Annotated in this window: 19 protein-coding genes and 1 pseudogene; 12 read left to right on the forward strand and 8 right to left on the reverse strand. The window is 71.9% G+C overall.

The window, feature by feature from the left end:
- Window positions 1-218 precede the first annotated feature (218 nt).
- Together rpsT and AB0C35_RS04680 are read left to right on the forward strand one after the other, a co-directional pair.
- The gene (gene rpsT, locus AB0C35_RS04675) at window positions 219-488 is read left to right on the forward strand and encodes a 30S ribosomal protein S20 (protein WP_358450537.1); all 270 of its coding nucleotides are present in this window, start codon (window positions 219-221) and stop codon (window positions 486-488) included.
- Window positions 489-539: 51 nt separating this feature from the next.
- The gene (locus tag AB0C35_RS04680; RefSeq protein ID WP_358451105.1) at window positions 540-1,076 is read left to right on the forward strand and encodes an RNA 2'-phosphotransferase; all 537 of its coding nucleotides are present in this window, start codon (window positions 540-542) and stop codon (window positions 1,074-1,076) included.
- Here AB0C35_RS04680 and AB0C35_RS04685 read toward each other — a convergent pair.
- Window positions 1,018-1,545: a hypothetical protein gene (locus tag AB0C35_RS04685; protein WP_358450540.1), complete on the reverse strand. Its 528-nt coding sequence runs from the start codon at window positions 1,543-1,545 to the stop codon at window positions 1,018-1,020. The two genes, AB0C35_RS04680 and AB0C35_RS04685, sit on opposite strands and share 59 nt — an antisense overlap.
- 69 nt (window positions 1,546-1,614) lie before the next feature.
- Here AB0C35_RS04685 and AB0C35_RS04690 point away from each other — a divergent pair, with 69 nt between their 5' ends.
- Both AB0C35_RS04690 and AB0C35_RS04695 read left to right on the forward strand, forming a co-directional pair.
- On the forward strand, window positions 1,615-2,535 hold the full coding sequence (locus AB0C35_RS04690) for a LysR family transcriptional regulator (protein ID WP_358450543.1): 921 nt from the start codon (window positions 1,615-1,617) through the stop codon (window positions 2,533-2,535).
- Window positions 2,475-2,897, forward strand: coding sequence for an SRPBCC family protein (locus AB0C35_RS04695; RefSeq protein WP_358450546.1), 423 nt, complete (start codon window positions 2,475-2,477; stop codon window positions 2,895-2,897). Before AB0C35_RS04690 ends, AB0C35_RS04695 begins: the two co-directional genes overlap by 61 nt.
- Before the next feature lie 599 nt (window positions 2,898-3,496).
- Here the strand turns inward: AB0C35_RS04695 and holA are convergent.
- Window positions 3,497-4,450 carry a DNA polymerase III subunit delta gene (gene holA / locus AB0C35_RS04700; RefSeq protein WP_358450549.1) on the reverse strand — a complete coding sequence of 318 codons (954 nt, stop codon included), beginning with the start codon at window positions 4,448-4,450 and terminating at the stop codon, window positions 3,497-3,499.
- A gap of 314 nt (window positions 4,451-4,764) precedes the next feature.
- Between holA and AB0C35_RS04705 the strand changes: the two are divergent.
- Both AB0C35_RS04705 and AB0C35_RS04710 read left to right on the forward strand, forming a co-directional pair.
- A pseudogene (locus AB0C35_RS04705) lies at window positions 4,765-5,767 on the forward strand (transposase).
- Window positions 5,764-6,243, forward strand: a complete 480-nt coding sequence (locus tag AB0C35_RS04710) for a hypothetical protein (protein WP_358450552.1) — start codon at window positions 5,764-5,766, stop codon at window positions 6,241-6,243. Before AB0C35_RS04705 ends, AB0C35_RS04710 begins: the two are co-directional and overlap by 4 nt.
- Window positions 6,244-6,311: 68 nt before the next feature.
- Here the strand turns inward: AB0C35_RS04710 and AB0C35_RS04715 are convergent, their stop codons facing one another.
- Genes AB0C35_RS04715 through AB0C35_RS04725 form a run of 3 tightly spaced genes read right to left on the reverse strand, consistent with a single transcriptional unit; the run spans window position 6,312 to window position 10,863 of the window.
- Window positions 6,312-8,807, reverse strand: a complete 2,496-nt coding sequence (locus AB0C35_RS04715; protein ID WP_358450555.1) for a ComEC/Rec2 family competence protein — start codon at window positions 8,805-8,807, stop codon at window positions 6,312-6,314.
- Entirely contained in the window at window positions 8,804-9,490 is a 687-nt protein-coding gene (locus AB0C35_RS04720) for a helix-hairpin-helix domain-containing protein (RefSeq protein WP_358450558.1), read from the reverse strand. The genes AB0C35_RS04715 and AB0C35_RS04720 overlap by 4 nt, the downstream gene beginning before the upstream one ends.
- Before the next feature lie 11 nt (window positions 9,491-9,501).
- Window positions 9,502-10,863 carry an MFS transporter gene (locus tag AB0C35_RS04725; RefSeq protein ID WP_358450560.1) on the reverse strand — a complete coding sequence of 454 codons (1,362 nt, stop codon included), beginning with the start codon at window positions 10,861-10,863 and terminating at the stop codon, window positions 9,502-9,504.
- A 66-nt stretch (window positions 10,864-10,929) separates the two neighbouring features.
- Between AB0C35_RS04725 and AB0C35_RS04730 the strand changes: the two genes are divergently transcribed.
- A complete protein-coding gene (locus tag AB0C35_RS04730; RefSeq protein WP_358450563.1) occupies window positions 10,930-11,694 on the forward strand; it encodes an AraC family transcriptional regulator in 765 nt (254 codons plus the stop codon).
- Between the two features lie 21 nt (window positions 11,695-11,715).
- Here AB0C35_RS04730 and AB0C35_RS04735 read toward each other — a convergent pair whose 3' ends face one another.
- The 3 genes from AB0C35_RS04735 to hflX form a co-directional block, all read right to left on the reverse strand.
- Entirely contained in the window at window positions 11,716-12,561 is an 846-nt protein-coding gene (locus AB0C35_RS04735) for a DegV family protein (RefSeq protein ID WP_358450566.1), read from the reverse strand.
- 32 nt (window positions 12,562-12,593) lie between these two features.
- Window positions 12,594-13,808 (reverse strand): imidazolonepropionase, encoded by a 1,215-nt coding sequence (hutI, locus tag AB0C35_RS04740; RefSeq protein ID WP_358450569.1) that lies wholly within the window; start codon window positions 13,806-13,808, stop codon window positions 12,594-12,596.
- 503 nt (window positions 13,809-14,311) lie between these two features.
- The gene (gene hflX / locus AB0C35_RS04745) at window positions 14,312-15,688 is read right to left on the reverse strand and encodes a GTPase HflX (RefSeq protein ID WP_358451107.1); all 1,377 of its coding nucleotides are present in this window, start codon (window positions 15,686-15,688) and stop codon (window positions 14,312-14,314) included.
- Window positions 15,689-15,978: 290 nt separating this feature from the next.
- Here hflX and aceB point away from each other — a divergent pair, with 290 nt between their 5' ends.
- The 5 genes from aceB (at window position 15,979) to AB0C35_RS04770 (ending at window position 22,433) form a co-directional block, all read left to right on the forward strand.
- Window positions 15,979-17,586, forward strand: coding sequence for a malate synthase A (gene aceB / locus AB0C35_RS04750; RefSeq protein ID WP_358450572.1), 1,608 nt, complete (start codon window positions 15,979-15,981; stop codon window positions 17,584-17,586).
- Window positions 17,587-17,674: 88 nt separating this feature from the next.
- Window positions 17,675-19,123 carry an FAD-linked oxidase C-terminal domain-containing protein gene (locus AB0C35_RS04755; protein ID WP_358450575.1) on the forward strand — a complete coding sequence of 483 codons (1,449 nt, stop codon included), beginning with the start codon at window positions 17,675-17,677 and terminating at the stop codon, window positions 19,121-19,123.
- Window positions 19,123-20,319 (forward strand): FAD-binding oxidoreductase, encoded by a 1,197-nt coding sequence (locus tag AB0C35_RS04760; RefSeq protein WP_358450578.1) that lies wholly within the window; start codon window positions 19,123-19,125, stop codon window positions 20,317-20,319. The genes AB0C35_RS04755 and AB0C35_RS04760 overlap by 1 nt, the downstream gene beginning before the upstream one ends.
- On the forward strand, window positions 20,319-21,605 hold the full coding sequence (locus tag AB0C35_RS04765) for a heterodisulfide reductase-related iron-sulfur binding cluster (protein WP_358450581.1): 1,287 nt from the start codon (window positions 20,319-20,321) through the stop codon (window positions 21,603-21,605). The genes AB0C35_RS04760 and AB0C35_RS04765 overlap by 1 nt, the downstream gene beginning before the upstream one ends.
- Before the next feature lie 108 nt (window positions 21,606-21,713).
- Window positions 21,714-22,433, forward strand: a complete 720-nt coding sequence (locus tag AB0C35_RS04770) for a hypothetical protein (RefSeq protein WP_358450584.1) — start codon at window positions 21,714-21,716, stop codon at window positions 22,431-22,433.

The following is a 22,433-nucleotide window of genomic DNA, read 5'->3' on the forward strand; positions in this document are numbered from 1 at the left end:
GCTGGGCAAGGACACGTGTACCTCCCATGGTCCCATGTCCTTCGCGATGCTCAGTGCACGACCCGGTTTGGGGCAGGCCTCGGCGATTGGTAAGCTGTGCGACTGCGTGTGGCGTAGCGTCGTGCCCCGGGGGGTACCGTCCGCCCCCGTTCAGACCTTTCGTCAGAGCCTGCCGACCGTGCAGGCGAGGATCGCGACCAAGCTGAGGCACTACCGACGTGGCTAACATCAAGTCCCAGATCAAGCGCAACAAGCAGAACGAGAAGGCCCGGCTGCGCAACAAGGCCGTCAAGTCCGAGCTGAAGACGGTGATCCGCAAGTTCCGCGAGGCCGCCGACGCCGGCGACGTCGCCGTCGCCGTCGCCGCGCAGCAGAACGCCGCGCGCAAGCTGGACAAGGCCGTCAGCAAGGGCGTCATCCACAAGAACCAGGCCGCCAACCGCAAGTCGGCGATCGCCAAGCGCGCCGCCGCGCTGCAGGCGAAGTAAGAGCCGCACGCACCGGGGCCGGCCATGGCGCGCCGGCCCCGACGCATGTCCATGGACGAGCGGCGCGCGGTGAGGATCTCCAAGTATCTCGCCCGGCATCTGCGGCACCGCCCCGAGCGGATCGGCCTCACGCTCGATCCCGGGGGTTGGGCCGACGTCGCCGAACTGCTGGCGGCCGCCGCACGCCACGGCTTCCCTTTCACGCGCGCCGAACTCGAACACGTCGTCGCGGCCAACGACAAGCAGCGCTACGTCCTCGATGGGAACAGGATCCGGGCCGCCCAGGGCCACTCGATCCAGGTCGACCTGGACCTGCCTTCGGCGTCCCCGCCGGAACTCCTCTACCACGGCACCGTGAACCGCTCCGTGGAATCGATCCTGCGCGACGGCCTCCTGCCCATGGGGCGGCACGCCGTCCACCTGTCCCCCGACCGTGAGACGGCCCGGCGCGTCGGCGCCCGCCGCGGCGAACCCGTCGTCCTGGTCGTCCAGGCCGGGCGGATGGCCGCCGACGGGCACGAGTTCCGCGTCAGCTCGAACGGCGTGTGGCTGGTCGACCTCGTCCCGCCGGGATATCTGCGCGAATGACCTCGGCGGCCGCCCAGTCCGGGACGTGCCGCACCCACTCGGGCCCCTTCTGCGGCCCGAACAGATACCGGTAGGGGACGATCTCCCGGATGGCCTGGTGCACGTCCAGCCGGTCATCGATCATGTGGGTGATCCCCAGGTCGGCACAATGCCCGGCCTTCTCCGCCCGCTTCCGGCAGAACCGGACGTTCTCCCTGGGCAGGCCCGTCCGCGCGTAGAAGTCGTGGTGGTCGAGCCATGCCAGCGTGCGCTTGCGCACCCGGTCGCCGCACTTGGAGATGATCCACGCCCGTCCGCCGAAGTCGTCGATCAGGCCCGGCAGCACCTCGTACACGCCCTCGTTCGCGGGCGAGGCGAGGGCCGCCTCGAAACTCCCGCCGAGGAACGCGGTGTCGGCGTCGCCGGGGGCCAGCGGCCCCCCGTGGATGACCCGGCCGAAATCGACGCCGAGCCGAGGTTCGATGTTCATGCATCAACCCTCGGACCTCCGCCCCTAAAACAGAACTATCAATGACCCACCCAGCTATAGTCAACGACTATGGACCTGGGCCGCCTCTCCACGGACGCGCTCGCCTCGTTCGCCGTCTTCGCCGACCACCTCAACTTCACCCGGGCCGCCGAAGACCTCCACATCTCCCAGCCCGCCCTCCACGTCAAGGTGCGCAAACTCACCGAAACCCTCGGCCGCCCCCTCTACACCAGGCACGGACGCCGCCTCACGCTCACCCCCGCAGGCGAGCAGGTCGCCCGCTTCGCCCGCGACCTCGACACCCGCATGACCGCGTTCCTCGCCGACGTCCACGGCACCGCACCCACCCGCGTCCCGGCCCTCGCCGCCGGTGAGGGCGCCTACCTCTACCTGCTCGGCGACGTCGTCCACCCCGGTATGCGCCTCATCAACGGCGACCGGGCCCGGACCCTCACCGCCGTCCGCACCGGCCGCGCCGACCTCGGCGTCGCGGTCCTGGACGTCCTGCCCACCGACGTGGAGGCCGTCCTCCTCGCCTCCTACCCGCAGGTCCTGGTCATGCCGGAGGACCACCCCCTGACCGCCAGGACGGACCTCGCCCTCGCAGACCTCGCGGGCGCCGCCCTGGTCGTCCCCCCTCCCACCGGGCCCCACCGCATCACCCTCGAACGCGCCCTCCGCGCCGCCGGCGTCCCGTGGTCGCTCGCGGTCGAGGCCGAAGGGTGGCCGCTCCTCCTGCACTTCGTGTCCCGCCGCGTCGGCCTCGCGGTCGTGAACGGCTGTGTCGTTCCACCGCCCGGACTGGTCACACGCGAGATCATCGACCTGCCCGCCGTCCCCTACTACGCCCTCCACCTCCCCGCCCGCGCCGATGACCCGCTCGTCACCGGCCTGCTGTCCGCGATCCGCGCCGCGCTGAGGAGACAACCGTGCACTTCGAAACCGCCGTCGACATCGACGCCACACCCGAAACCGTCTGGAACCTGCTGAAGGACGTCGAACGCTGGCCCGACATGACGGCGTCCGTCGACCGCGTCGAACTCCTCGACGAACCCTTCACCCTGTCCAGCCGGGCCCGCGTCCACCAGCCCAAACTCCCCGCCGCCGTCTGGACGGTCACCGCGTTCGAAGAGAACAGGACCTTCACCTGGGAGTCCCGCTCCCCCGGCGTCACCACCGTCGGCGCCCACGACATCGCCCCCAAGCCCGACGGCACGGTCACCGTCCGCCTGACCCTCGACCAGAAAGGCCCCCTGGCCCCCGTCCTCTCACTCTTCACCGGCCGCCTGGCCCGCCGCTACGTGACCATGGAGGCCAACGGCCTGAAAGCCAAAGCCGAAAACCACTCCTGACCAGGCTCCCGAACTGCCCCTTGGCGACCGTCGAAAACCGCCACACAGGCACGTTCACCAACCGGCAGAGCGACCTCCAGACCCGCCCGGCGATCTGGCCCCTGGAACTGCACGCCACCCCGCCGGGCCGATGGGCCACCGGGCCACCGGGCCACCGCACCACCGGACCGACGGACCGCCGGACCGTAGGCGATTGCGGCGGTGCCGGCGTCGTTTGCGGCGCGCATGATCATCCGCCCGGGGCTGGCGGACCATGACCCCGTCGCCGGGCGGCCGGCCCGCCGAACGCCAACGGCGCACGGTCGCCTCGCCGGCGTCGGGCGCGGGCCTGAGTCGCGGGCGCGGAGGTGAGGTGGCCGTGCGTGCCGAGCGCGGCGGTCCGCGCAATGGGCGCCGTGTTTCCGGGCGCTGCGTGGCCCTCACTTCGACCCTGCCTGGGGGACCCTTCACGCCGCCGCTCGGTCGCGCAGGTGCGACCGGGTGAGCGTGGTCGCCTGGACCGCGGCGTTGCTCTGGGCGGCGCCGCCGACGCGGCGTCGTCCGCACCGGGGTGGCCGGCCGGAGATATGCGCGACCAACGAGCCCGGCGCGGCCCGAGGTCAGCCGCGGGCGGCGACGATCTGGGCGACGGTCTTCTCGAGTGCGTACGCGGGGTCGGCGGCGCCGCCCTTGACCTGTTCGTCGGCCTCGGCGACCGCCGCGACGGCCCGCGCGACGCCGTCCCCCGACCAGGCGCGCACCTGCCGCTGCACCCGCTCGATCTTCCACGGCGGCATGCCGAGTTCCTTCGCCAGCGCCGCACCGCGCGCACCCCGGGGCGCGCCACCGACCTTCGCCAGCCCCCGGACGCCCTGGGCGAGGGCGCTGACGATCAGCACCGGCGGCACCCCGGTCGCGAGCGCCCACCTGAGCTGTTCCAGCGCCTCGGCGAGTTGCCCCTCGATGGCCTTGTCCGCCACGGTGAACCCGCTCACCTCGGCGCGGCCCCGGTAGTACCGCGCCACCGCGGCGTCGTCGACCTTGCCTCCGGTGTCGGCGACCAACTGGCTGCAGGCCGCCGCCAGCTCCCGCAGGTCGTTCCCGACCGCTTCGACCAGCCCCCGCGCCCCGTCCGCCGAGATCTTCCCGCCGGCCCGGCGGATCTCGGCCCGGACGAAGTCGACCCGCTCCCCCACCTTGGTGACCTTCGGGCATGAGATCTTGCGCGCCTTGAGCTTGGTCAGCCCGTCCACCAGAGCCTTCCCCTTGGCCCCACCGTGGTGGACGGCGATGAGGACCACTTCGTCCGCGGGCGTCCTGGCGTAGGTCAGCACCTCGGCCGTGAGGTCCTTCCCGAGATCCTGCGCCGCCCGCAGCACGAGCACCTTCCCGCCCCCGAACAGCGACGGCGACGTCAGCTCCGCGATCCGCCCGGACTCCAGCCCGCCCGGCGCGAGGTCGATCACCTCGGCCTCCGGGTCGCGAGCCCGCACGGACGCGACGACCTCACCGATCGCCCGATCCACGAGCAGCTCTTCGTCACCGACGACCAGGATGATGGGCTCAACCGACATCCCAGAAGCATGCCACGCACGGCCCCGCCCCGCCCAAACGGACGTCCGAGCCGACACCACGATCTCGACAATCTCGCCCAGAACTTCGCCCAGTGGGGCGCCGCTCCAGGTCGGGATCGGCGGGTCTGCACGGTCGACCTGCCACTCCCGCATAGGCCGGTCGAGCGGCTCGCCGGGATGGCCGCCGCGGGACGGTCAGTGGGGAGCAATGCTTGAGACCTGTGGATCGCCCGGGAAGGGGTGTACCTTCCCGGATCGCATGAGGTTCTCAAGCAGGCCGGCGTTGCAGCGTCGGCCGGGAAGGCACATCCCCGATGCTCACCGCAGTCCCCGATCCGTCCGAAGGTGATCGGTCCGGTCAGGCTCCCGTGTCGCCGTCGTTGATCGATGAGATTGTGCGGGAGGGCGCCAGGCGGATGCCGGCCGAGGCGTTGCAGGCCGAGGCCGACGCCTGCATCGCCCAGTTCACCGACCAGCGCGACGAGGCCGGCCGCCGCCTGGTGGTGGTGCGCGACGGCTACCGCCGGCCGCGCGAGGTCCTCACTTCGGCCGGGGCGGTCGAGGTCCGCGCACCGCGGGTCAACGACAAGCGCACCGACCCGGCCACGGGTGAGCGTCGGCGGTTCGCCTCGGCGATCCTGCCGCCCTGGTGCCGCAAGACGGCCAAGGTCACCGAGGTGCTGCCGCTGCTGTATCTGCACGGCCTGTCGTCGGGGGACTTCACGGCGGCGCTCGGGCAGTTCCTCGGGCGACGGCCGGGGTGTCGGCGTCGGTGATCACCAAGCTGACCGAGCAGTGGAAGGCCGAGCAGCGCGCCTTCGCCGCCCGTGACCTGTCGGGCGTCGATTATGTCTATCTGTGGACCGACGGCATCCATGTCAACGTGCGGCTGGAAGAGCACAAGATGTTCCTGCTGGTGATGATCGGTGTCCGTGCTGATGGCAGCAAGGAGTTGGTCGCGCTGGCCGACGGGTACCGGGAGTCGACCGAGTCGTGGGCCGATCTGCTGCGTGATTGTGCCGGTCGTGGGATGCGCGCCCCGGTGCTGGCGGCCGGCGATGGGGCGTTGGGATTCTGGCGCGCACCTGCGCACCGCCAACCCGATCGAGAGCACCTTCGCCACGGTGCGGCACCGCACCAAGGTCACCAAGGGACCCGGCTCGCGGGCGACCGGGTTGGCCATGGCGTTCAAACTGATCGAGTCGGCCCAGGCTCGCTGGCGCGCGGTGAACGCCCCGCCTAGTCGCCCTCGTCCGTGCCGGGGCTCGCTTCGGACGCGGCCGGCTTGTCGAGCGTCCCGAAGGAGCGGCCGCGTGAGCACCCCCACTGACGGCCCCGCCGAGCCGGACGAGCACCGCCGCTACGCCTGCCACCTGCGGGCCCTGGCCGCCGTTAGCGCCGACGATGAGCCCGCGTTGGTGAACGAGATCCTGCAGGATCTCGACCAGGTGATGGCACAGTCCGCAGTGGCCCGCCACATCGACGACCGGGCACGCCTCCTCCTGACCGACGAACGGTTTCCTAGCTGGGTCCACACCATGACCGGCGTCATCGGCGAGCGGGACTTCCTCACCCGCCGCCTGACCGAATGGACGCTGCTGGCCGCTATCGCCCAGGACAAACCATGGACGCCCGCCCGAGTCACCGCGGCATCCGACTGGTTCCAGCGAAAGGCCGTCGAAGTCCTGGCATCACCCGATGCCCTTGCCCTCCTTGCCAGCCGAGGAAGGACACGACGGGTTCGGGCGGCAGCCAGCAAACGGCTCCGTCAGCAAGGTCACCAGCACGGCTGACTTGATCCACAGACGTTCGTGATCGAAACCGGACCGTTCGAAAGTCATTAGGTCTTGACTATTCCTCGTCAGTAGCGGGGGACGGCGGCTATGCCGGTTGTGGTGCGGGTTATCGCTATGTCTCCTTCCTGGTCGGTGCGGTGGATCTGCGTGCCGAGGCGTTGCAGGAGTCTGAGGGTCGCCGGGGACGGGTGGCCGTAGTCGTTGTCCTCGCCGACCGAGATCAGGGAGACGGAGGCGTGGGCGGCGGCCAGGAATCCTGGGGCCTGGCTGCGGGAGCCGTGGTGCGGAACCTTGAGCACCTGGACGCGGGGGACGGCCGTCTCCAGGATCCGCTGCGCGTCCTCTTCGATGTCGCCTGCCAGGAGAGCGCTGAAGCCGGGTCTGCGGGCGACGAGGACCACGCTCGCGTTGTTGATCGTGGTGCCGTCGTCCTCGGAGGAGAGGGCGGGGCCGGCTCGTGGGGCGAGGATCGAGAGTGTCAGGTCGCCGATTCGCCACTGCTGGCCCGTCTGGGCGCGACGGGTGGGCAGACCTGGGGCGAGGCGTGCTTCACGGCCGGACGTGCGGGATGTCGTCAGGACCTCGTGGACGCTGCGGCCGTTCCGGACGCCGGACGTGCCGTTGACGTGGTCGGCGTGCGGGTGGGTCAGGATGAGCAGCGGGACCTCCTCGACGTGCAGGCGTCGTAGGCATCGGTCGATCAGCGCGGGGTCGGGGCCGGCGTCGACGACGACCGCCTGGCCGGGGCCGGTGGACAGGGCGAGGGCGTCGCCTTGGCCCACGTCGCAGGCGACCATCTGCCAGCCGGGCGGCGGCCAGCCCGGGGCCATGACGCGCATGGCGATGACGGCGATCAGGATTCCGGTCAAGGCGGCGGCCATGAGCAGACGCAGGCGGCGGCTGCGCAGAACCAGGACGGCGACCCCCACGGCCAGGAGAAGCGTCATCGCGCCCAGTCCGCCGCTCGTCCACGGGATCGTGGCGTAGGGCAGCGCGGCGGCGGTCCGGGCGATGCGGATGATCCAGCCGACGGCCAGGCCGGCGGGCCACACGATCATCTGGGCCAGGGGCGGAGACAGGAGCGCGGTGACGGCGCCGAGCGCGCCCAGGAGGGTGGCGGGGGCGACGGCGGGTGCGGCCAGGAGGTTCGCGAACACCGCGACGACGCCTACCTCGCCCGAGAGCATGACCAGGACGGGAGCGACGGCGACCTGCGCGGCCGCCGCGACGGCGAGGGCGTCGGCGAGGGGGCCGGGCAGCCGGCGAGCGAGCCGCTCCCGCCAGGGCGGTGCCAGGACGAGGAGGCCGGCGGTCGCCAGGACCGACAGTGCGAATCCGTAGGAGCGCGCGAGTTCGGGGTCGATCAGAACGAGGAGGAGCACGGCGGCGGCGAGGGCGGGCAGGCCCTGGCGTTGCCGGCCGGTGACCAGCGCGAGCAGGCCGATGAGCCCCATGACGGTCGCCCGCAGGACGCTCGGCTCCGGACGCGCGACCACGACGAACGCGAGCACCGCGAGGACGGCGACGGGCGGGGCGCGGCGCCGCCCGAGGCCGAGCAGGCGGCAGAGCCCGAGAACGGCGCCGATGACGATCGCGAGGTTCGCGCCGGACACGACCAGCAGGTGGGTGAGCCCCGCGGCGCGGAAGTCCTCGGCGAGCGCCGGGTCGAGGCGTGAGGTGTCGCCGACGACCATGCCCGGCAGCACGCCGCGCTGGTCGGGCGGGAGGCGCGCCACCGCCGTCCGCAGCCGCGCCCGCACGTGCTCGGCGGCGCGCTGGATCGTGGACGGCGGCCCGAGCACCGCGGGCGGACCGCGCACGATCACGACCGCGGCGAGCAGGTCGGCGCCCTTGGGCGTCACAAATCTGCCGTGCAGGCGCACCCGCTGGCTGGGCACCAGACCGAGCCAGCGGCGGTCACTCGCGATCAGCAGCACGGGAACCCGGACCCCGGCCCGCGGGACCTCCTCCACCCGGGCCCGCAGAATGATCATCTGCCGCCCTCGGCCCGGTTTCGCCCGGGCGTCGCCGGTGACGACCGCCTCCGCCGTCGCGAAACGCCCCTGGCGGGCGAGGTCGCGCACCGGACCGGTGCCGACGGCCGTGGCGCGCAGCGCCACCCCGGCCGCCGACGCGGCGACGCACACGAGAACGACCCCCGCCAGCCTTCGCGACACCCCCGCCCGCCGGGCGGTATTGGGCGGAGTGTCTCGGGGTGGCGGCGGTCTCGGAGGGCGGCGGAGGTGGCGAGGGACTAGGAGGTACAGGACGCTCAGCGCGGTGTTGGGCGGAGTGTCTCGGGGTGGGGGCGGTTTCGGAGGGCGGCGGAAGTGGCGGGGGACTAGGAAGTACAGGACTGCCAGCGCGGTGTTGGGCGGAGTGTCTTGGAGTGGGGGTGGTCTCGGGGAGCGGCGGAGGTGGCGGGGGGCGAGGAGGTAGAGGGCTGTCAGGGCGGTGGCGGCGGCCAAGGCGTAGGAGAGGGCCGGAGGGAGACCCATGGTCGCGGCGGCGGTGATCCAGGTGGCGAGGGCCGGGGCCAGCAGGCGCAGGTCGTGGGTCATACGCGTACCAGGGGCTTCAGGTCGGCGTAGCGGCGGGCGCCGATGCCGCTGACGTCCTGGAGTTGCTCGATCGAGCGGAAGCCGCCGTGCTGGGTGCGGTACTCGACGATGCGTCCGGCGAGGACGGGCCCGACGCCGGGGAGATCGTCCAGCTGGTCGGGGGTCGCGGTGTTGAGGTCCAGCGGGGTGCCCGGCCCGGCGGACGCGCCGGGCGGCGGCGGGGCGCCGGGGGGCGGCGTGGGACGCGGGACGCCCACCGGGATCTGCTCGCCGTCCACCACCTTGCGGGCGAGGTTGAGGGGGCCGGTCTTCGCGCCTTCGCGGACTCCGCCGGCCGCCTTGATCGCCTCGGCGACGCGGGAACCGGACGGCAGGGTGATCACCCCGGGATGCTCGACCTTGCCGAGGACGTGCACCATCACCGAGGGCGAGGCCGAGGCACTGACCGGGTGAGCGTGCCGCGTGCCGGTGAGGGTCGCTTTCGCGGCGGGGGCCGCGGACGGCTGCGGGCGCGGGCGGGCCAGCCACAGATAGCCGGCGGCCACCAGGGCCGCGACCACGCCGATCAGGACGAGGACGCGGACGTTGGATCGGTCGGGTGTCGAGCGCAAGCGGGCGGACGGGGGTGTCTCGGGTGGCCGCAGGCGGCCCAGCAGGCTCTGAAGGCGGTCGTCGGGTCTCACGCCACCCGACGCTATGAGCGGTCCGCGGCCGGCCGTGGACGCTCCGGCGATTGTGGATAACTCCCGGTCCCCACGGCTGCCGCGGCGAGGACGAGAAGGCCCGCCAGCATCGGCGTGACCCGGATCAAGGTGTCCGGGTCGGAGAGGTAGACGCCGCCGAAGACGGCGATGGCCAAGACGTTCGACAGCAACGTGCCGGTGTTCGTCAGCGCGGAGACGGATGACGCCTGGGCCGGGCCGACGGCGTTGGTGATCCGGTCGACGACGGGGCTGAAGCCGGTGGCGTGTCCCATGCCCGCGCCGAACAGGAGGGGGATCGAGAGAAGGGCCGGCCAGCCGTCCTCGGTCAGCAGGGCGAGGCAGGAGGCGGCGACGGCGAAGCAGAGGAGGCCGGTGGTGGGAAGGTGCCTGCGCGCACGCGGAGGGAGGCGGGTCCAGCCGATTCCCGCGGCGGCGAACCCGACCGTGTACGGGACGAAGGTGAGCCCCGCTTGGAGCGGCGAGAACCCGAGAACGTCTTGCAGGTAGAGGGCCAGCGTGAACAGGAAGCCGGTGTAGGCGCCCATGACAGCGCACGCCGCGAACAGGCCCGGACGGACGGCCGGCCTGCGCAGGACGGACAAGTCCAGGAGCGGTGACGGCGCTCTCTTCTCGTGCACTCCGAACAGGAGGAGGAGCACGCAGCCGATCGCCAGGGACGGCCACGTCCAGAACGGCCAGTCTTGTTCTCTGCCGAGCATCAGCGGCACCACGACTGCGGCCATCCCGCCGGAAAGCAGCAGCACACCCGGCAGGTCCAGGCGAGTGGTGGTCTTGGAGGGCTCCGGTGGCAACAGCCTTGGGCCCACCGCAAGGAGCAGCACGCCGATGGGGACGTTGACGAGGAAGATGGGCCGCCAACTGTCTCCAAGGGTCACGATGATTCCCCCGGCGATCTGTCCTAGAGCGACGCCCAGTGCCAGGACCGTTGAGTACAGGCCGAGTGCTCGTGCCCGTGCGGGTCCTTCGAAGGCCAGCTGGATGAGGGAGAGCACCTGCGGTAGCAGAAGCGCCGCCGACGCGCCCTGGAAGACCCTGGCGGCCACGAGCACGGCACCGGTCGGCGCCAGTCCGCAGGCCAGGGACGCGACCGTGAAGCCGAGCAAGCCTGCGAAGAACATCGTGCTATGGCCGTGTGCGTCGCCGAGACGCGCGCCCGTGACGACCAGGACGGCCAAGGCGAAGATGTAGCCACCCGTGACGAGTTGCAGCAGGGCACCGGAAGAGTGCAGTCCCGTGGCGATGTTGGGCAATGCCACAGCCACGATGGAGCCGTCCATCGAGACCATCGTCTGTCCCGTGAGCAGGACGACCAGCAGCGGACGTTCGACCATTCCGCGAGTGTCCGCGGTGGACGGAGGAGGCGCTTGAAGATATTTGCCGTCCGTACGATGGCGGGCATGCGCGAGTCGACGACCCTGGCCGCGACGGAGGACTTCGCCGTCCACGTGGTCCGGTGCACCGATCACCGGCCCGGCTGGTCGGAGCCCGAGCCGTTCACCGGCCACGAGATCGTCCTGGTGCGGGAGGGACGGTTCCGCATGCGTTCCCGCCATGGCCGCGCCGTCGTCGACCCCACGACCGGCTATGCGCAGGAACCGGTCGGGGACGGCCAGTTCGCGCATCCCGCCGGCGGCGACGTGTGCACTGCCATCAGGCTCTCCCCCGGTCTGTGGCGAGGGCCGTCCGGGACGGTCAGGGTCAGCGCGCACGCGGACGTGGCCCATCGGCGGCTGCTGCGGGCGGGTCCGGACATCGCGTACGAGACGGCCGAACGGCTGTTGCGTCTTCTCGTCCACCTGGCCCCGCACGAGCGCGGCCGTGCACGCCGGGCACTGGCCGACGAGGCCCGTGAAGCGATCTTGAGCGGCCATCCGCAGGCGGCGGGGCTCATGTCGCTCGCCCGTCTCCTGGAGGTGTCCCCGTCGCACCTGAGCCGGACGTTCCGCCAGGAGGCAGGCATGTCCGTCACCCGCTATCGCAACCGGGTCCGGGTGGGACGGGCCCTCGACCGCATCGAGCAGGGCGAGCGGGATCTCGCGGGCCTCGCCGCCGATCTCGGATTCGCCGACCACGCGCATCTCACCCGGACGGTCAAGGCGGAGACCGGGCGTCCGCCCGCGGCCCTTCGCCGTCTCCTCGGCGACCGGCCGGCGTCCGGGTGACGCCGTCCCCGCAGGGAGCCGTCACAGGTGGGGGGCCACGACGACGCCCAGCATGCCGGGGCCGACGTGGGCGCCGATGACGGGGCCCACTTCGCCGACGTAGACGTCCTCGGCGTGCGGGACGCGTTCGCGGAGGCGGGCGGCGAGGGACTCGGCGCGGGCCGTGGCGGCCAGGTGCTGGACGCCCAGGTCGACGCGGCGGTCTCCGGCCTCGGTGGCGGCGAGTTCCTCCAGCCGTGCCAGTGCGCGCGACGACGTGCGGACCTTCTCCAGCGGCGCGATCCGCCCGTCCCTGATGTCGAGGAGGGGCTTCACCATCAGCGCGGAGCCGAGGAGGGTGGCCGCGGCGCCGATGCGGCCGCCTCGGCGGAGGTGTTCGAGGGTGTCGACGCAGATGAGGGACCGGGTGAGGCCGGCGCGGCGGGTGGCGGCGTCCGCGACCTGGTCGGCGGTTCCGCCGGACATGGCGGCGGCCGCGGCGGAGAGGGCGGCGAACCCCAGGCCCATCCCGAGGGTTCCGCTGTCGATGACCCGTACGGGCACGGGAGCGGCGTCGGCGGCGAGCCGGGCGGCGGCCACCGTCCCGGACATGGCGGCCGAGAGGTGGACGGAGACGATTTCGCGGGCACCGGAGTCCGCGGCGGCCCGGTAGGCGTCGGAGAAGCGTTCGGGGGCCGGGCGGGACGTGGTGATGGGGTTCCATTCCTTCAGCGCCCGGGCGGCCTCGGCCGTGCTGATGTCGCCCTCGTCCCGCGTGGTGCCGCCGACGGCGATCTGCAGGGGGACGATGGTCAGCGCGTGCCGTTCGGCGAGGCCGGCCGGAAGGGAGGCGGTTGAATCGGTGACGACCGCGACCGCGCTGCCCATGGCAGGACACTACCCGCCGCCGGGACGGTGCGTCAGGGCTGGACGGGGACTCCGCCGCGCCAGATGCGCAGGGCGCGGAGGCCGAAGGCCCAGGCGAACGCGCCTTCGTGGTCGGCGTCCCACAGGACGATGTCGGCGAGCATGCCGGGGGCGAGGGAGCCGCGGTCGCCGACGCGGAGGGCGGCCGCGCCGCCGAGGGTGGCGGCGCGCAGGGCCTCGGTGACGCTGAGGCCGAACATGGCGACGGACAGGCCGATGACGAGGGGCATGGACGTGATGCCGCACTGGCCGGGGTTGTGGTCGGTGCCGAGGGCGACGGTGACGCCGCGGTCGAGCATCTGCCGGACGGGGGCGGGGGCGCGGCTGCTGTTGAGGGCGCTGCCGGGGCAGACGGTGGCGGTGACGCCGGCGTGCGCGAGGGCCTTGATGTCGTCGTCGTTGGCCTGGGTGAGCAGGTCGGCGGAGGCGCAGCCGACTTCGGCGGCGACCTGGGCGGCGCCGATGCGCTCGTTGGCGCAGGCGTGCATGCGGGCCTTCAGGCCGGCCCGCTTGCCGGTGAGCAGGAGGGCGCGTGCCTCCTCGGCGGTGAAGTGGCCCTCGTCGCAGTAGACGTCGATCGAGTCGGCGCCGGCCACGGCGGCGTCGCCGGCCCACAGCCGGACGGCCTCGATGTAGTCGCGGCGGCGGCCGAAGAACTCCGGCGGCAGGATGTGCGCGGCCAGGAACGTGGCGTGGATGCGCGGCATGGACGGTTCGCCTTCGAGCGAACGCAGCATGCGGATGTCGGCGAGTTCACCGTCTCGGGTGAGGTGGTACCCGGTCTTGGCCTCGACGGTGGTCGTCCCGGCGAGGATCCACTGGCGGAGCCGTTCGCGGACGCCGTTGCAGAGCGTCCACGGGTCGGTGCCCCGGGTGACGGTCACGGTGGAGTTGACGCCGCCGCCCGCGGCGGCGATGGCGGAGTGGGACGAGCCGCTGGTGCGCATCGCGAGTTCGGCCCACCGGTTGCCCGCGTACACGGGGTGGGAGTGGGCGTCGATGAGGCCCGGCGTGACCAGGCCGCCGCCCAGGTTCTCCACGTGGTCGACGTCGACGATGTCGTCGATGATGCCGGGGACGCGCTGCGGGAGGTCGGAGGCGGGCCCGGCCCAGACGATGCGGTCGTCGTGGATGAGCACCGCGGCGTTGCTGCAGACGTCGGTGCCCGTCCAGAGCCTGCCGATGTTCGTCAACAGCCGTACGGTCATGGCGTCACCGGCCTGGACTGGGCCATGCGCTCGAAAGCGCGGTTCCGGGCGCCGGGGGGCGTCGGTTCGGGCCGGCCGCTCTCGCTCCGGTGTGCGGCCCTGCCGTGGAGCCGAGGCGGGCCACCAGTTCTCGTTCCGGCGCTTGGATCTTTCATGGAGTGGGCCACCTGCTCTCGATCCGAAACGCCGACTGGGTGCCGGCGACTCACCGTTGGTGGGTCGGGTGGTCGGGCGACCACCACTGGCACGAGACCGGAGATATCGGTTTCGTCACGGTAGTGCACTGAAGGCCCGCCCGACAACCTCTGATCGCAGCGCATCGACAGCCGTCACTCCGCCCCTAGCTCTACGACCGTACGGATTTCAACCGCATCGTCAAGCCGATTGGACAAGCTGTCACCGTTCGGGAACCAGGATGGGCCAAGGGACGGCTTCCAGACGCGTCCGAACACCGTCCCGAACCGAGCCGAAACCCCGCCGGGCGGTTGCACCCGGCGGGGTCGTCAGACGCTCGGGGTCACGGCCTCGTAGCGGGAGAGCTCCCCGGCGAGGTCGGCCGGAACCCTGACGTGGAGCATGGTGCCCTCGGCCAGATGCTCTTGCTTGAGCACCTCGCCGCGCTCGTGCAACTGCGCGACGAGGTCGCCGCGCTCGTAGGGCACCAGGGCACGCAGTTCGCTTTCCAGCCCGGGCAGGTCGGCCTCGATGGCCGCGCGCAGCTCCTCGATGCCGAACCCGGTGCGGGCGGACACGACGACGCTGTGCGGCTCCCGGCGCTGGAGCCGGGCGATCGCCAGGTCGTCAGCGGCGTCGGCCTTGTTGATGACGATGATCTCGGGGATCCCGTCGGCGTCGATCTCGCGCAGCACCTCGCGGACGGCGTCGATCTGCGCCTCGGGGTCGGCGTCGGAGCCGTCCACGACGTGCAGGATCAGCCCGGCGTCGGTGACCTCCTCCAGCGTCGAGCGGAACGCCTCGATGAGCTGGTGCGGCAGGTGCCGGACGAACCCGACGGTGTCGGCCAGGGTGTAGGCGCGGCCGCCGGGCGTCTCGGCGCGCCTGACGGTGGGGTCGAGGGTGGCGAACAGCGCGTTGTCCACCAGGACCCCGGCGCCGGTCAGCCGGTTGAGCAGGGACGACTTGCCCGCGTTGGTGTAGCCGGCGATGGCGACGGCGGGCACCGCGTGGCGGCGGCGTTCGCCGCGCTTGGTGTCGCGGGCCTTGGACATGCCCTCGATCTGCCGGCGCAGCTTGGCCATCCGGGTGCGGATCCGCCGCCGGTCCAGCTCGATCTTGGTCTCGCCGGGTCCGCGTCCGCCGATGCCGATGCCGCCGGCGGCGCGGCCGCCGACCTGCCGGGACAGGTTCCCGCCCCAGCCGCGCAGCCGCGGCAGCAGGTAGTTGAGCTGCGCGAGCTCGACCTGCGCCTTGCCTTCGCGGCTCTTGGCGTGCTGGGCGAAGATGTCCAGGATGAGGGCGGTCCGGTCGATCACCTTGACCTGGACGGTCTCCTCCAGGTGCCGCAGCTGGCTCGGGGCGAGCTCGCCGTCGCAGATGACGGTGTCGGCGCCGGTGGAGATGACGGTGTCGCGCAGCTCCGCGGCCTTGCCGGAGCCGATGTAGGTGGCCGGGTCGGGACGGGAACGGCGCTGGACGAGGCCCTCGAGGACCTCCGAGCCGGCGGTCTCGGCGAGGAGTGCCAGCTCGCGCAGGGAGTTCTCGGCCATTTCGGCCGTGCCCTCCGTCCAGACGCCCACGAGGACGACCCGCTCCAGCCGAAGGGCGCGGTACTCGACCTCGGTGACGTCGGTCAGCTCGGTGGACAGGCCCGCGACGCGCCGCAGGGCCCGCCGGTCCTCAAGGTCGAGCTCGCCCGTCATGGGCTCGAACTCGGCCGCGTCCCGGCTCTCGAACTCGTCCGGATGCTGGGTCTGGTCTGCAGAGAAAGGTTCAGTCATATGTCCTCAGTAGAACGCCGCGGTGCGGCTGTATCTTCCCGGCGATCGTCTCACGCACCATCCACGGTGGTCACGTGCTTATCGGCATGGGTTGACGCAAGCGCGCGCGGGGAGGTGTGAGGCAACGGACCCGCTTTGACCGGACTCGGGACCGCCGAGTACCGTTCTCCACATAACAGAAGTGGAATTTCGCTATACGAAAGGGCAGGCTGATGGCTGGACTGGAAGGCATCGAGGTCAACGGACCCCTCGGCGAGCGGTACGAGGAGATCCTGACCCCCGAGGCGCTCGGCCTGCTCGCCGCCCTGCAGCGCGCGTTCGGCGCCCGGCGCAAGGAGCTGCTGGAGGCCCGTGCGGAGCGGCAGCGCAAGCTCTCCGCGGGCGGCACGCTCGACTTCCTGCCCGAGACCGCGGGCGTCCGGAGCGACGACTCCTGGCGGGTCGCCGACCCCGCGCCCGGCCTGGAGGACCGCCGCGTCGAGATCACCGGCCCGACGGACCGGAAGATGACCATCAACGCGCTCAACTCGGGCGCCAAGGTGTGGCTGGCCGACTTCGAGGACGCCAACACGCCGCTGTGGGACAACATGATCGAGGGGCAGCTCAACCTGCGCGACGCCCTGGACCGCGCCATCGACTTCACCGACGCCAAGAGCGGCAAGTCCTACGCCCTCAAGGCCGACGGGGAACTCGCGACCATCGTCGTCCGGCCGCGCGGCTGGCACATGGAGGAGAAGCACCTCCTCATCGACGGCGAGCCCATGTCCGGCTCCCTGTTCGACTTCGGGCTGTACTTCTTCCACTCGGCCCGCCGGCAGCTCGACAAGGGCAAGGGCCCCTACTTCTACCTGCCGAAGATGGAGAGCCACCTCGAGGCGCGGCTCTGGAACGACGCGTTCAACCTCGCCCAGGACCACCTGGACGTCCCGCGCGGCACCATCCGCGCGACCGTGCTGATCGAGACGATCCCGGCCGCGTTCGAGATGGAGGAGATCCTCTACGAGCTGCGCGAGCACTCCGCCGGCCTGAACGCCGGCCGCTGGGACTACCTCTTCTCGGTGATCAAGAAGTTCCGGGACCGGGGCGCCGACTTCATCCTCCCCGAGCGGAACGCGATCACGATGACCGCCCCGTTCATGCGGGCCTACACCGAGCTGCTCGTCCGGACGTGCCACAAGCGCGGCGCGCACGCGATCGGCGGCATGGCGGCGTTCATCCCGTCCCGCCGCGACGAGGAGGTCAACAAGGTCGCCCTGGAGAAGGTCCGGGCCGACAAGACCCGCGAGTCCGGCGACGGCTTCGACGGCTCCTGGGTCGCCCACCCCGACCTCGTCCCGATCTGCCGGGAGGTCTTCGACGGCGTCCTCGGCGACAAGCCGAACCAGCGCGACCGGCTCCGCGAGGACGTCGAGGTCTCGGCCGCCGACCTGCTCAACATCAAGGCCACCCCCGGCGACATCACCGAGACCGGGCTGCGCAACAACATCGACGTGGCGCTGCGCTACCTGGCCACCTGGCTGGACGGTGCCGGCGCGGTCGCGATCCACAACCTGATGGAGGACGCCGCGACCGCCGAGATCTCCCGCTCGCAGGTCTGGCAGTGGATCTACAACGGCGTCTCCACCGCCGAGGGCAAGAAGATCACCAAGGAGTGGGTCGAGCGGCTCCTCGACGAGGAGCTCGGCAAGATCCGGGCCGAACTGGGCGACGCCTACAACGAGCCCCGCTACGACCAGGCCGTGACCCTCTTCAAGGAGGTCACCCTCGCCGACGAGTACTCTGAATTCCTCACCACCCCCGCCTACCAGCAGTTCCCGTAGGACCCGTCCACCGGAACACGGGCCGGACGACCGCGGGTCGTCCGGCCCGATCTTGCGATGGGTCCGCGGCCGGGAGGATGGTGGAGAAGTGGAACCACGACTCACAGCGCTCGGCCTGCGGCTGGAGGCGCTCGTCGGGGCCGACTGGGTCATCACCGACCCGGTGCGGCTCCGGACGTACGACTGCGACGGGCTGACCAACCACCGGGCGACGCCCGGTGTGGTCGTGCTGCCCGACACCGCCGAGCAGGTCGCCGCGGTCGTGCGCGAATGCGCGGCGGCCGGGGTCCCGTACGTGGCCCGCGGGTCGGGGACGGGCCTGTCCGGCGGCGCGCTGCCCCGCACGGACGGCGTCCTGATCGTCACGTCCCGGATGCGCCGGATCCTGGAGATCGACATCCCGGGGCAGCGGGCCGTGGTGGAGCCCGGCGTGATCAACCTGGACGTGACGCGCGCCGTCCGCCCGTACGGGTACTACTTCGCGCCCGACCCGTCGAGCCAGCAGATCTGCTCGGTCGGCGGGAACGTGGCGGAGAACTCCGGCGGCGCGCACTGCCTGAAGTACGGGTTCACCGCGCATCACGTGCTGGCCTGCGAGGTCGTCACGCCGGACGGGGAGCTGGCGGAGCTGTCGGCGGACGCGCCGGGCTACGACCTGCTGGGCGTGTTCGTCGGGGCCGAGGGCACGCTCGGCATCACCACCAAGATCACCGTGCGGCTCACCCGGGTCCCTGAGACCGTGCAGACGCTGCTGGCGGCGTTCGACTCGATCGAGGCCGGCGGCGCCGCGGTGTCGGCGATCATCGGCGCGGGCGTCGTCCCGGCGGCGATCGAGATGATGGACGCGCTGTCGATCGAGGCGGCGGAGGCCGCGGTGCGCTGCGAGTATCCGCCGGGCGCCGGCTCGGTGCTGATCGTGGAGCTGGACGGCCCGGAACCGGAGGTCGCGGCGCAGTTCGCCGACGTCGAGCGGCTGTGCCGGGACGCGGGCGCCTTCGAGATCCGCATCGCCGCCGACGACGAGGAGAGGGCGCTGATCTGGAAGGGGCGCAAGTCCGCGTTCGCCGCGGTCGGCCGCATCAGCCCCGCCTACCTCGTCCAGGACGGCGTGATCCCGCGGACGGCGCTCCCGCAGGTCCTGGCGCGCATCGACGCGCTGTCGGCCGAGTCGGGGGTGCGGGTCGCGAACGTGTTCCACGCGGGCGACGGCAACCTGCATCCGCTGGTGCTGTTCGACGACGCGGAGGCGGGCGCGGAGGAGCGCGCGGAGGCGGTGTCCGGCGCGATCCTCGACCTCTGCATCGAGCACGGCGGCTCCATCACGGGCGAGCACGGCGTCGGCGTGGACAAGTCCCGCTACATGCCGCGCATGTTCACCGAAACCGATCTGGACACCATGCAGATGGTCCGCTGCGGATTCGATCCCGCGGGGCTGTGCAATCCGGGCAAGGTGTTCCCCACGCCGCGCCTGTGCGGCGAGGTCCCGGGCGTGCGCAAGGGCCCCCACCCGTACGAAGGAAAGGCGGACCTCTTCTGATGCGGCCCCTGGACGCCTTGGCGAAGGTCTGCGGCGATGTACGGCCCGGTGAGCCGGCGGAGGGCGTGCTCGGTGTCGAGCCCGCTCTCGTCGCCGCGCCGAAGAACCTGGCCGAAGCCGCCGACGTCATGCGCGTCGCCGCCGAGAAGGGTCTGGCCGTCGTCCCGCGTGGTGCCGAGACCCGCCTGGACTGGGGGACGCCCCCGGAGCGGTGCGATCTGCTCGTCGACACCCATCGGCTGGACGGCCTCATAGAGCACGCCGCGGGAGATCTGGTCGCGAAGGCGGAGGCGGGCCTGCCGATGGAACGGCTGGGCGAGGAACTCGCGGAACGCGGTCAGCGGCTCGCCCTCGACGTTCCCCTGCCGGGTTCCACCGTCGGCGGGACGATCGCCACGGGCGCGGCCGGTCCGCTCCGTTCGCTGTACGGGACGCCCCGCAACCTGGTCATCGGGCTCACGATCGTCCGCGCGGACGGTCAGGTCGCCCGATCCGGCGGCAAAGTCGTCAAGAACGTCGCCGGGTACGACCTGGGGCGGCTCTTCTGCGGCTCGTACGGAACCCTCGGCCTGATCGTGGACGCCACGTTCCGCCTGCATCCCGTCCCAGCGGCCACCGCGTATGTGACGTGCGCCGTGAGCGGGCCCGAGGATGCGCACGACGCCGTCCAGACCGTCCTCCACTCCCCCGTGGCGGCCAGCGCGGTCGAATACCTCAGCCCGGGGACGGTCGCGGTGTTCCTGGAAGGCGTCCCCGACGGCGTCGCCGCGCGCGCTCGGCAAACCGCAGAACTGCTCGGCGAGAACGCCGAGGTCGCCGAGACCGCGCCCGACGGCTGGGGACGGTACCCGGACGGCACCACCCTCATCGACGTCAACGCCCCGCCGCCCGCCCTCCGCGACCTTCTCACCATGCTCGGCCCAGAGGCCGCCGCCACGTGGAGCGGCAGCGGGCACGGCCATGTGGGTCTGCCCGCCGGGTCGTCGCCGGACGACGTCGCCGACGTCCTGGGCCGCCTGCGGGACGCGCTGGCCCGGCACCGCGGCGGCGCGGTCGTCCGTTACGCGCCCGAAGAGGTGCGCGGCGGAATCGACGTGTGGGGCCCGATCCCGGCGCTCGCGCTGATGCGGCGTGTGAAGGACCAGTTCGACCCGGATCACCGGCTGTCCCCCGGCCGTTTCGTTGGAGGTATCTGATGAGCGCCCAGGATGACCTGCCGAAACTGCTCAGCGACTGCGTGCACTGCGGTTTCTGCTTGCCGACGTGCCCGACGTACGTGCTGTGGGGCGAGGAGATGGACTCGCCCAGAGGCCGCATCCACCTCATGCAGCAGCATGCGGAGGGGGAGCCCCTCAGCGGCGCGATGGTCGAGCATTTCGACGCCTGCCTTGGATGCATGGCGTGCGTGACGTCCTGCCCGTCCGGCGTGCAGTACGACCGGCTCATCGAGATGACCCGCGCCACCGTCGAACGCGAGCACCCGCGTTCGCTCAAGGAGCGGGCCATACGGGAGATGGTCTTCCAGCTGTTCCCGTACAAGCGGAGGCTTCGTGCTCTGCGCGGCCCTCTGCGCGCGTACCAGAAGTCGGGTCTGGAACGGCTCGTCCGACGTAGCGGCGTCCTGGAACGCATCTCGCCGTCGGTCGCCGCGATGGAACGGCTCGCGCCGCCGTTGGGCAGGGCGCCGAGGCTGCCCGAACGCGTCGCCGCGCGTGGTGAGCACCGCGCCACGGTCGGGATGCTGACCGGCTGCGTGCAGAGCGAGTTCTTCCCCGGCGTCAACGCGGCCACCGCCCGTGTTCTGGCCCTCGAAGGCTGCGACGTGCTCATCCCTCGCGACCAGGGCTGCTGCGGCGCGCTGTCCATGCACTCCGGCCGCGAGGACGAGGCCCGCGCGTTCGCCCGCCGGACGGTCGAGACGTTCGAGTCCGTCGACGTCATCGTGGTGAACTCCGCGGGCTGCGGGTCCGCGATGAAGGAGTACCGGGCGCTGCTGGCCGACGATCCCGCCTGGGCGTCGCGGGCGGAGGCGCTGTCGGCCAAGACCCGGGACCTCGCGGAGTACCTCGTGGAACTCGGGCCCCGCGCGGAGCGGCGACCACTACCGGTCACGGTCGCCTACCACGACGCGTGCCACCTCGCCCATGCGCAGGGCATCCGCAGCCAGCCCCGGGCGCTGCTGGCCGCGATCCCGGAGCTGACCGTCCGGGAGATCGCCGAACCCGACATCTGCTGCGGTTCCGCCGGGACCTATAACCTGTTCCAGCCGGAGGCCGCCGGAGAACTCGGCGACCGAAAGGCGGTGAACGTGGACGCCACGGAAGCCGAACTACTGGTCGCAGCCAACCCCGGCTGCTCCATGCAGATCGCCACCGCGCTGCGCCGGCGCGGCGCCGGCATCGCGGTCGCGCACACCGCGCAGGTGCTGGACGCCTCCCTACGGGGATTGGGCCGCGACGCCCTCGTCGCACCCGATTCGTAACCCCGTGACCTGGAACGCCGCCGAATCCAGGTGTCCGGTATCGTGTCTGGCTCCTTGAGACAGGACGCGCCTACCGAGCCTGGAGTGGCCAAGGGAGCACGCAGAACCATGTCCAACAGCTACCAGCCGTACCGTACGAACCACCGGAGGAAGAAGCGCAACGCGGGGAGGCTCGGGCTCGCCGGGGCCCTCACCGGAGCCCTCGGCATCGCCGCGGTGGCCGCCGCGATCGTGGTCATCCGGCCCGGCGACGATCTGGGCGGGGAGGCCGCCCGGCCCACGCTGGCCGGCCAGGGCAGCATCGCGCCCGAGAGATCGTCGGTGCCCGTCCCGAAGACCGGTCCCCCGATCGGGTTCACCACCCCGGAGGGTTACGGCTACACCCTCGCCGCCGTGAAGGCCGGAACGGCCCGGGAGCCTCTCGGCGCCACCGAGCCCCCGCCGTCGGGGACGACGTACGCGTACGCGGACTACGTCCTCACCAACAGCCAGCGGCGGCCCGTGCTGCTGGACTATCCCGCCGACCTGTTCATGCCGAAGGAGCAGGTCCCGGCGTCCGCGCAGGAGCGGTGCATGCCGCAGGCGGGCATCCCCGACGACATGTGCACGCTCCCCAACCACAGTGAGATCACCGCCCGGGTCGACGGGTCGAAGCCGCCCATCGACGAGAGCGGCAGCATGATGATCCCGGCGGGCGCCTCGTACGTGGTGCGGATCGCCTCCGACCTCCCGGTCGACGAAGACCTCTCCGCCGGCGCCCTGCGGCTGTACGTGTGGAACGCCCGTTACACCAGCGACCGCAAGGGCATCCGCCTCGCGTTCCCCTGA

Origin of the sequence: Spirillospora sp. NPDC048819 (genome assembly GCF_040650055.1) — a bacterium.
Taxonomy (GTDB): Bacteria; Actinomycetota; Actinomycetes; order Streptosporangiales; family Streptosporangiaceae; genus Spirillospora.

Excerpts from the sequence above, each read along its gene's own strand:
- AB0C35_RS04680 (WP_358451105.1), top strand. The coding sequence starts at position 540 with ATGGACGAGCGGCGCGCGGTGAGGATCTCCAAGTATCTCGCCCGGCAT.
- AB0C35_RS04685 (WP_358450540.1), bottom strand. The coding sequence starts at position 1,545 with ATGAACATCGAACCTCGGCTCGGCGTCGATTTCGGCCGGGTCATCCAC.
- AB0C35_RS04690 (WP_358450543.1), top strand. The coding sequence starts at position 1,615 with ATGGACCTGGGCCGCCTCTCCACGGACGCGCTCGCCTCGTTCGCCGTC.
- holA (WP_358450549.1), bottom strand. The coding sequence starts at position 4,450 with ATGTCGGTTGAGCCCATCATCCTGGTCGTCGGTGACGAAGAGCTGCTC.
- AB0C35_RS04715 (WP_358450555.1), bottom strand. The coding sequence starts at position 8,807 with ATGACCCACGACCTGCGCCTGCTGGCCCCGGCCCTCGCCACCTGGATC.
- AB0C35_RS04725 (WP_358450560.1), bottom strand. The coding sequence starts at position 10,863 with ATGGTCGAACGTCCGCTGCTGGTCGTCCTGCTCACGGGACAGACGATG.
- AB0C35_RS04730 (WP_358450563.1), top strand. The coding sequence starts at position 10,930 with ATGCGCGAGTCGACGACCCTGGCCGCGACGGAGGACTTCGCCGTCCAC.
- AB0C35_RS04735 (WP_358450566.1), bottom strand. The coding sequence starts at position 12,561 with ATGGGCAGCGCGGTCGCGGTCGTCACCGATTCAACCGCCTCCCTTCCG.
- hutI (WP_358450569.1), bottom strand. The coding sequence starts at position 13,808 with ATGACCGTACGGCTGTTGACGAACATCGGCAGGCTCTGGACGGGCACC.
- hflX (WP_358451107.1), bottom strand. The coding sequence starts at position 15,688 with ATGACGGGCGAGCTCGACCTTGAGGACCGGCGGGCCCTGCGGCGCGTC.
- aceB (WP_358450572.1), top strand. The coding sequence starts at position 15,979 with ATGGCTGGACTGGAAGGCATCGAGGTCAACGGACCCCTCGGCGAGCGG.
- AB0C35_RS04760 (WP_358450578.1), top strand. The coding sequence starts at position 19,123 with ATGCGGCCCCTGGACGCCTTGGCGAAGGTCTGCGGCGATGTACGGCCC.
- AB0C35_RS04765 (WP_358450581.1), top strand. The coding sequence starts at position 20,319 with ATGAGCGCCCAGGATGACCTGCCGAAACTGCTCAGCGACTGCGTGCAC.
- AB0C35_RS04770 (WP_358450584.1), top strand. The coding sequence starts at position 21,714 with ATGTCCAACAGCTACCAGCCGTACCGTACGAACCACCGGAGGAAGAAG.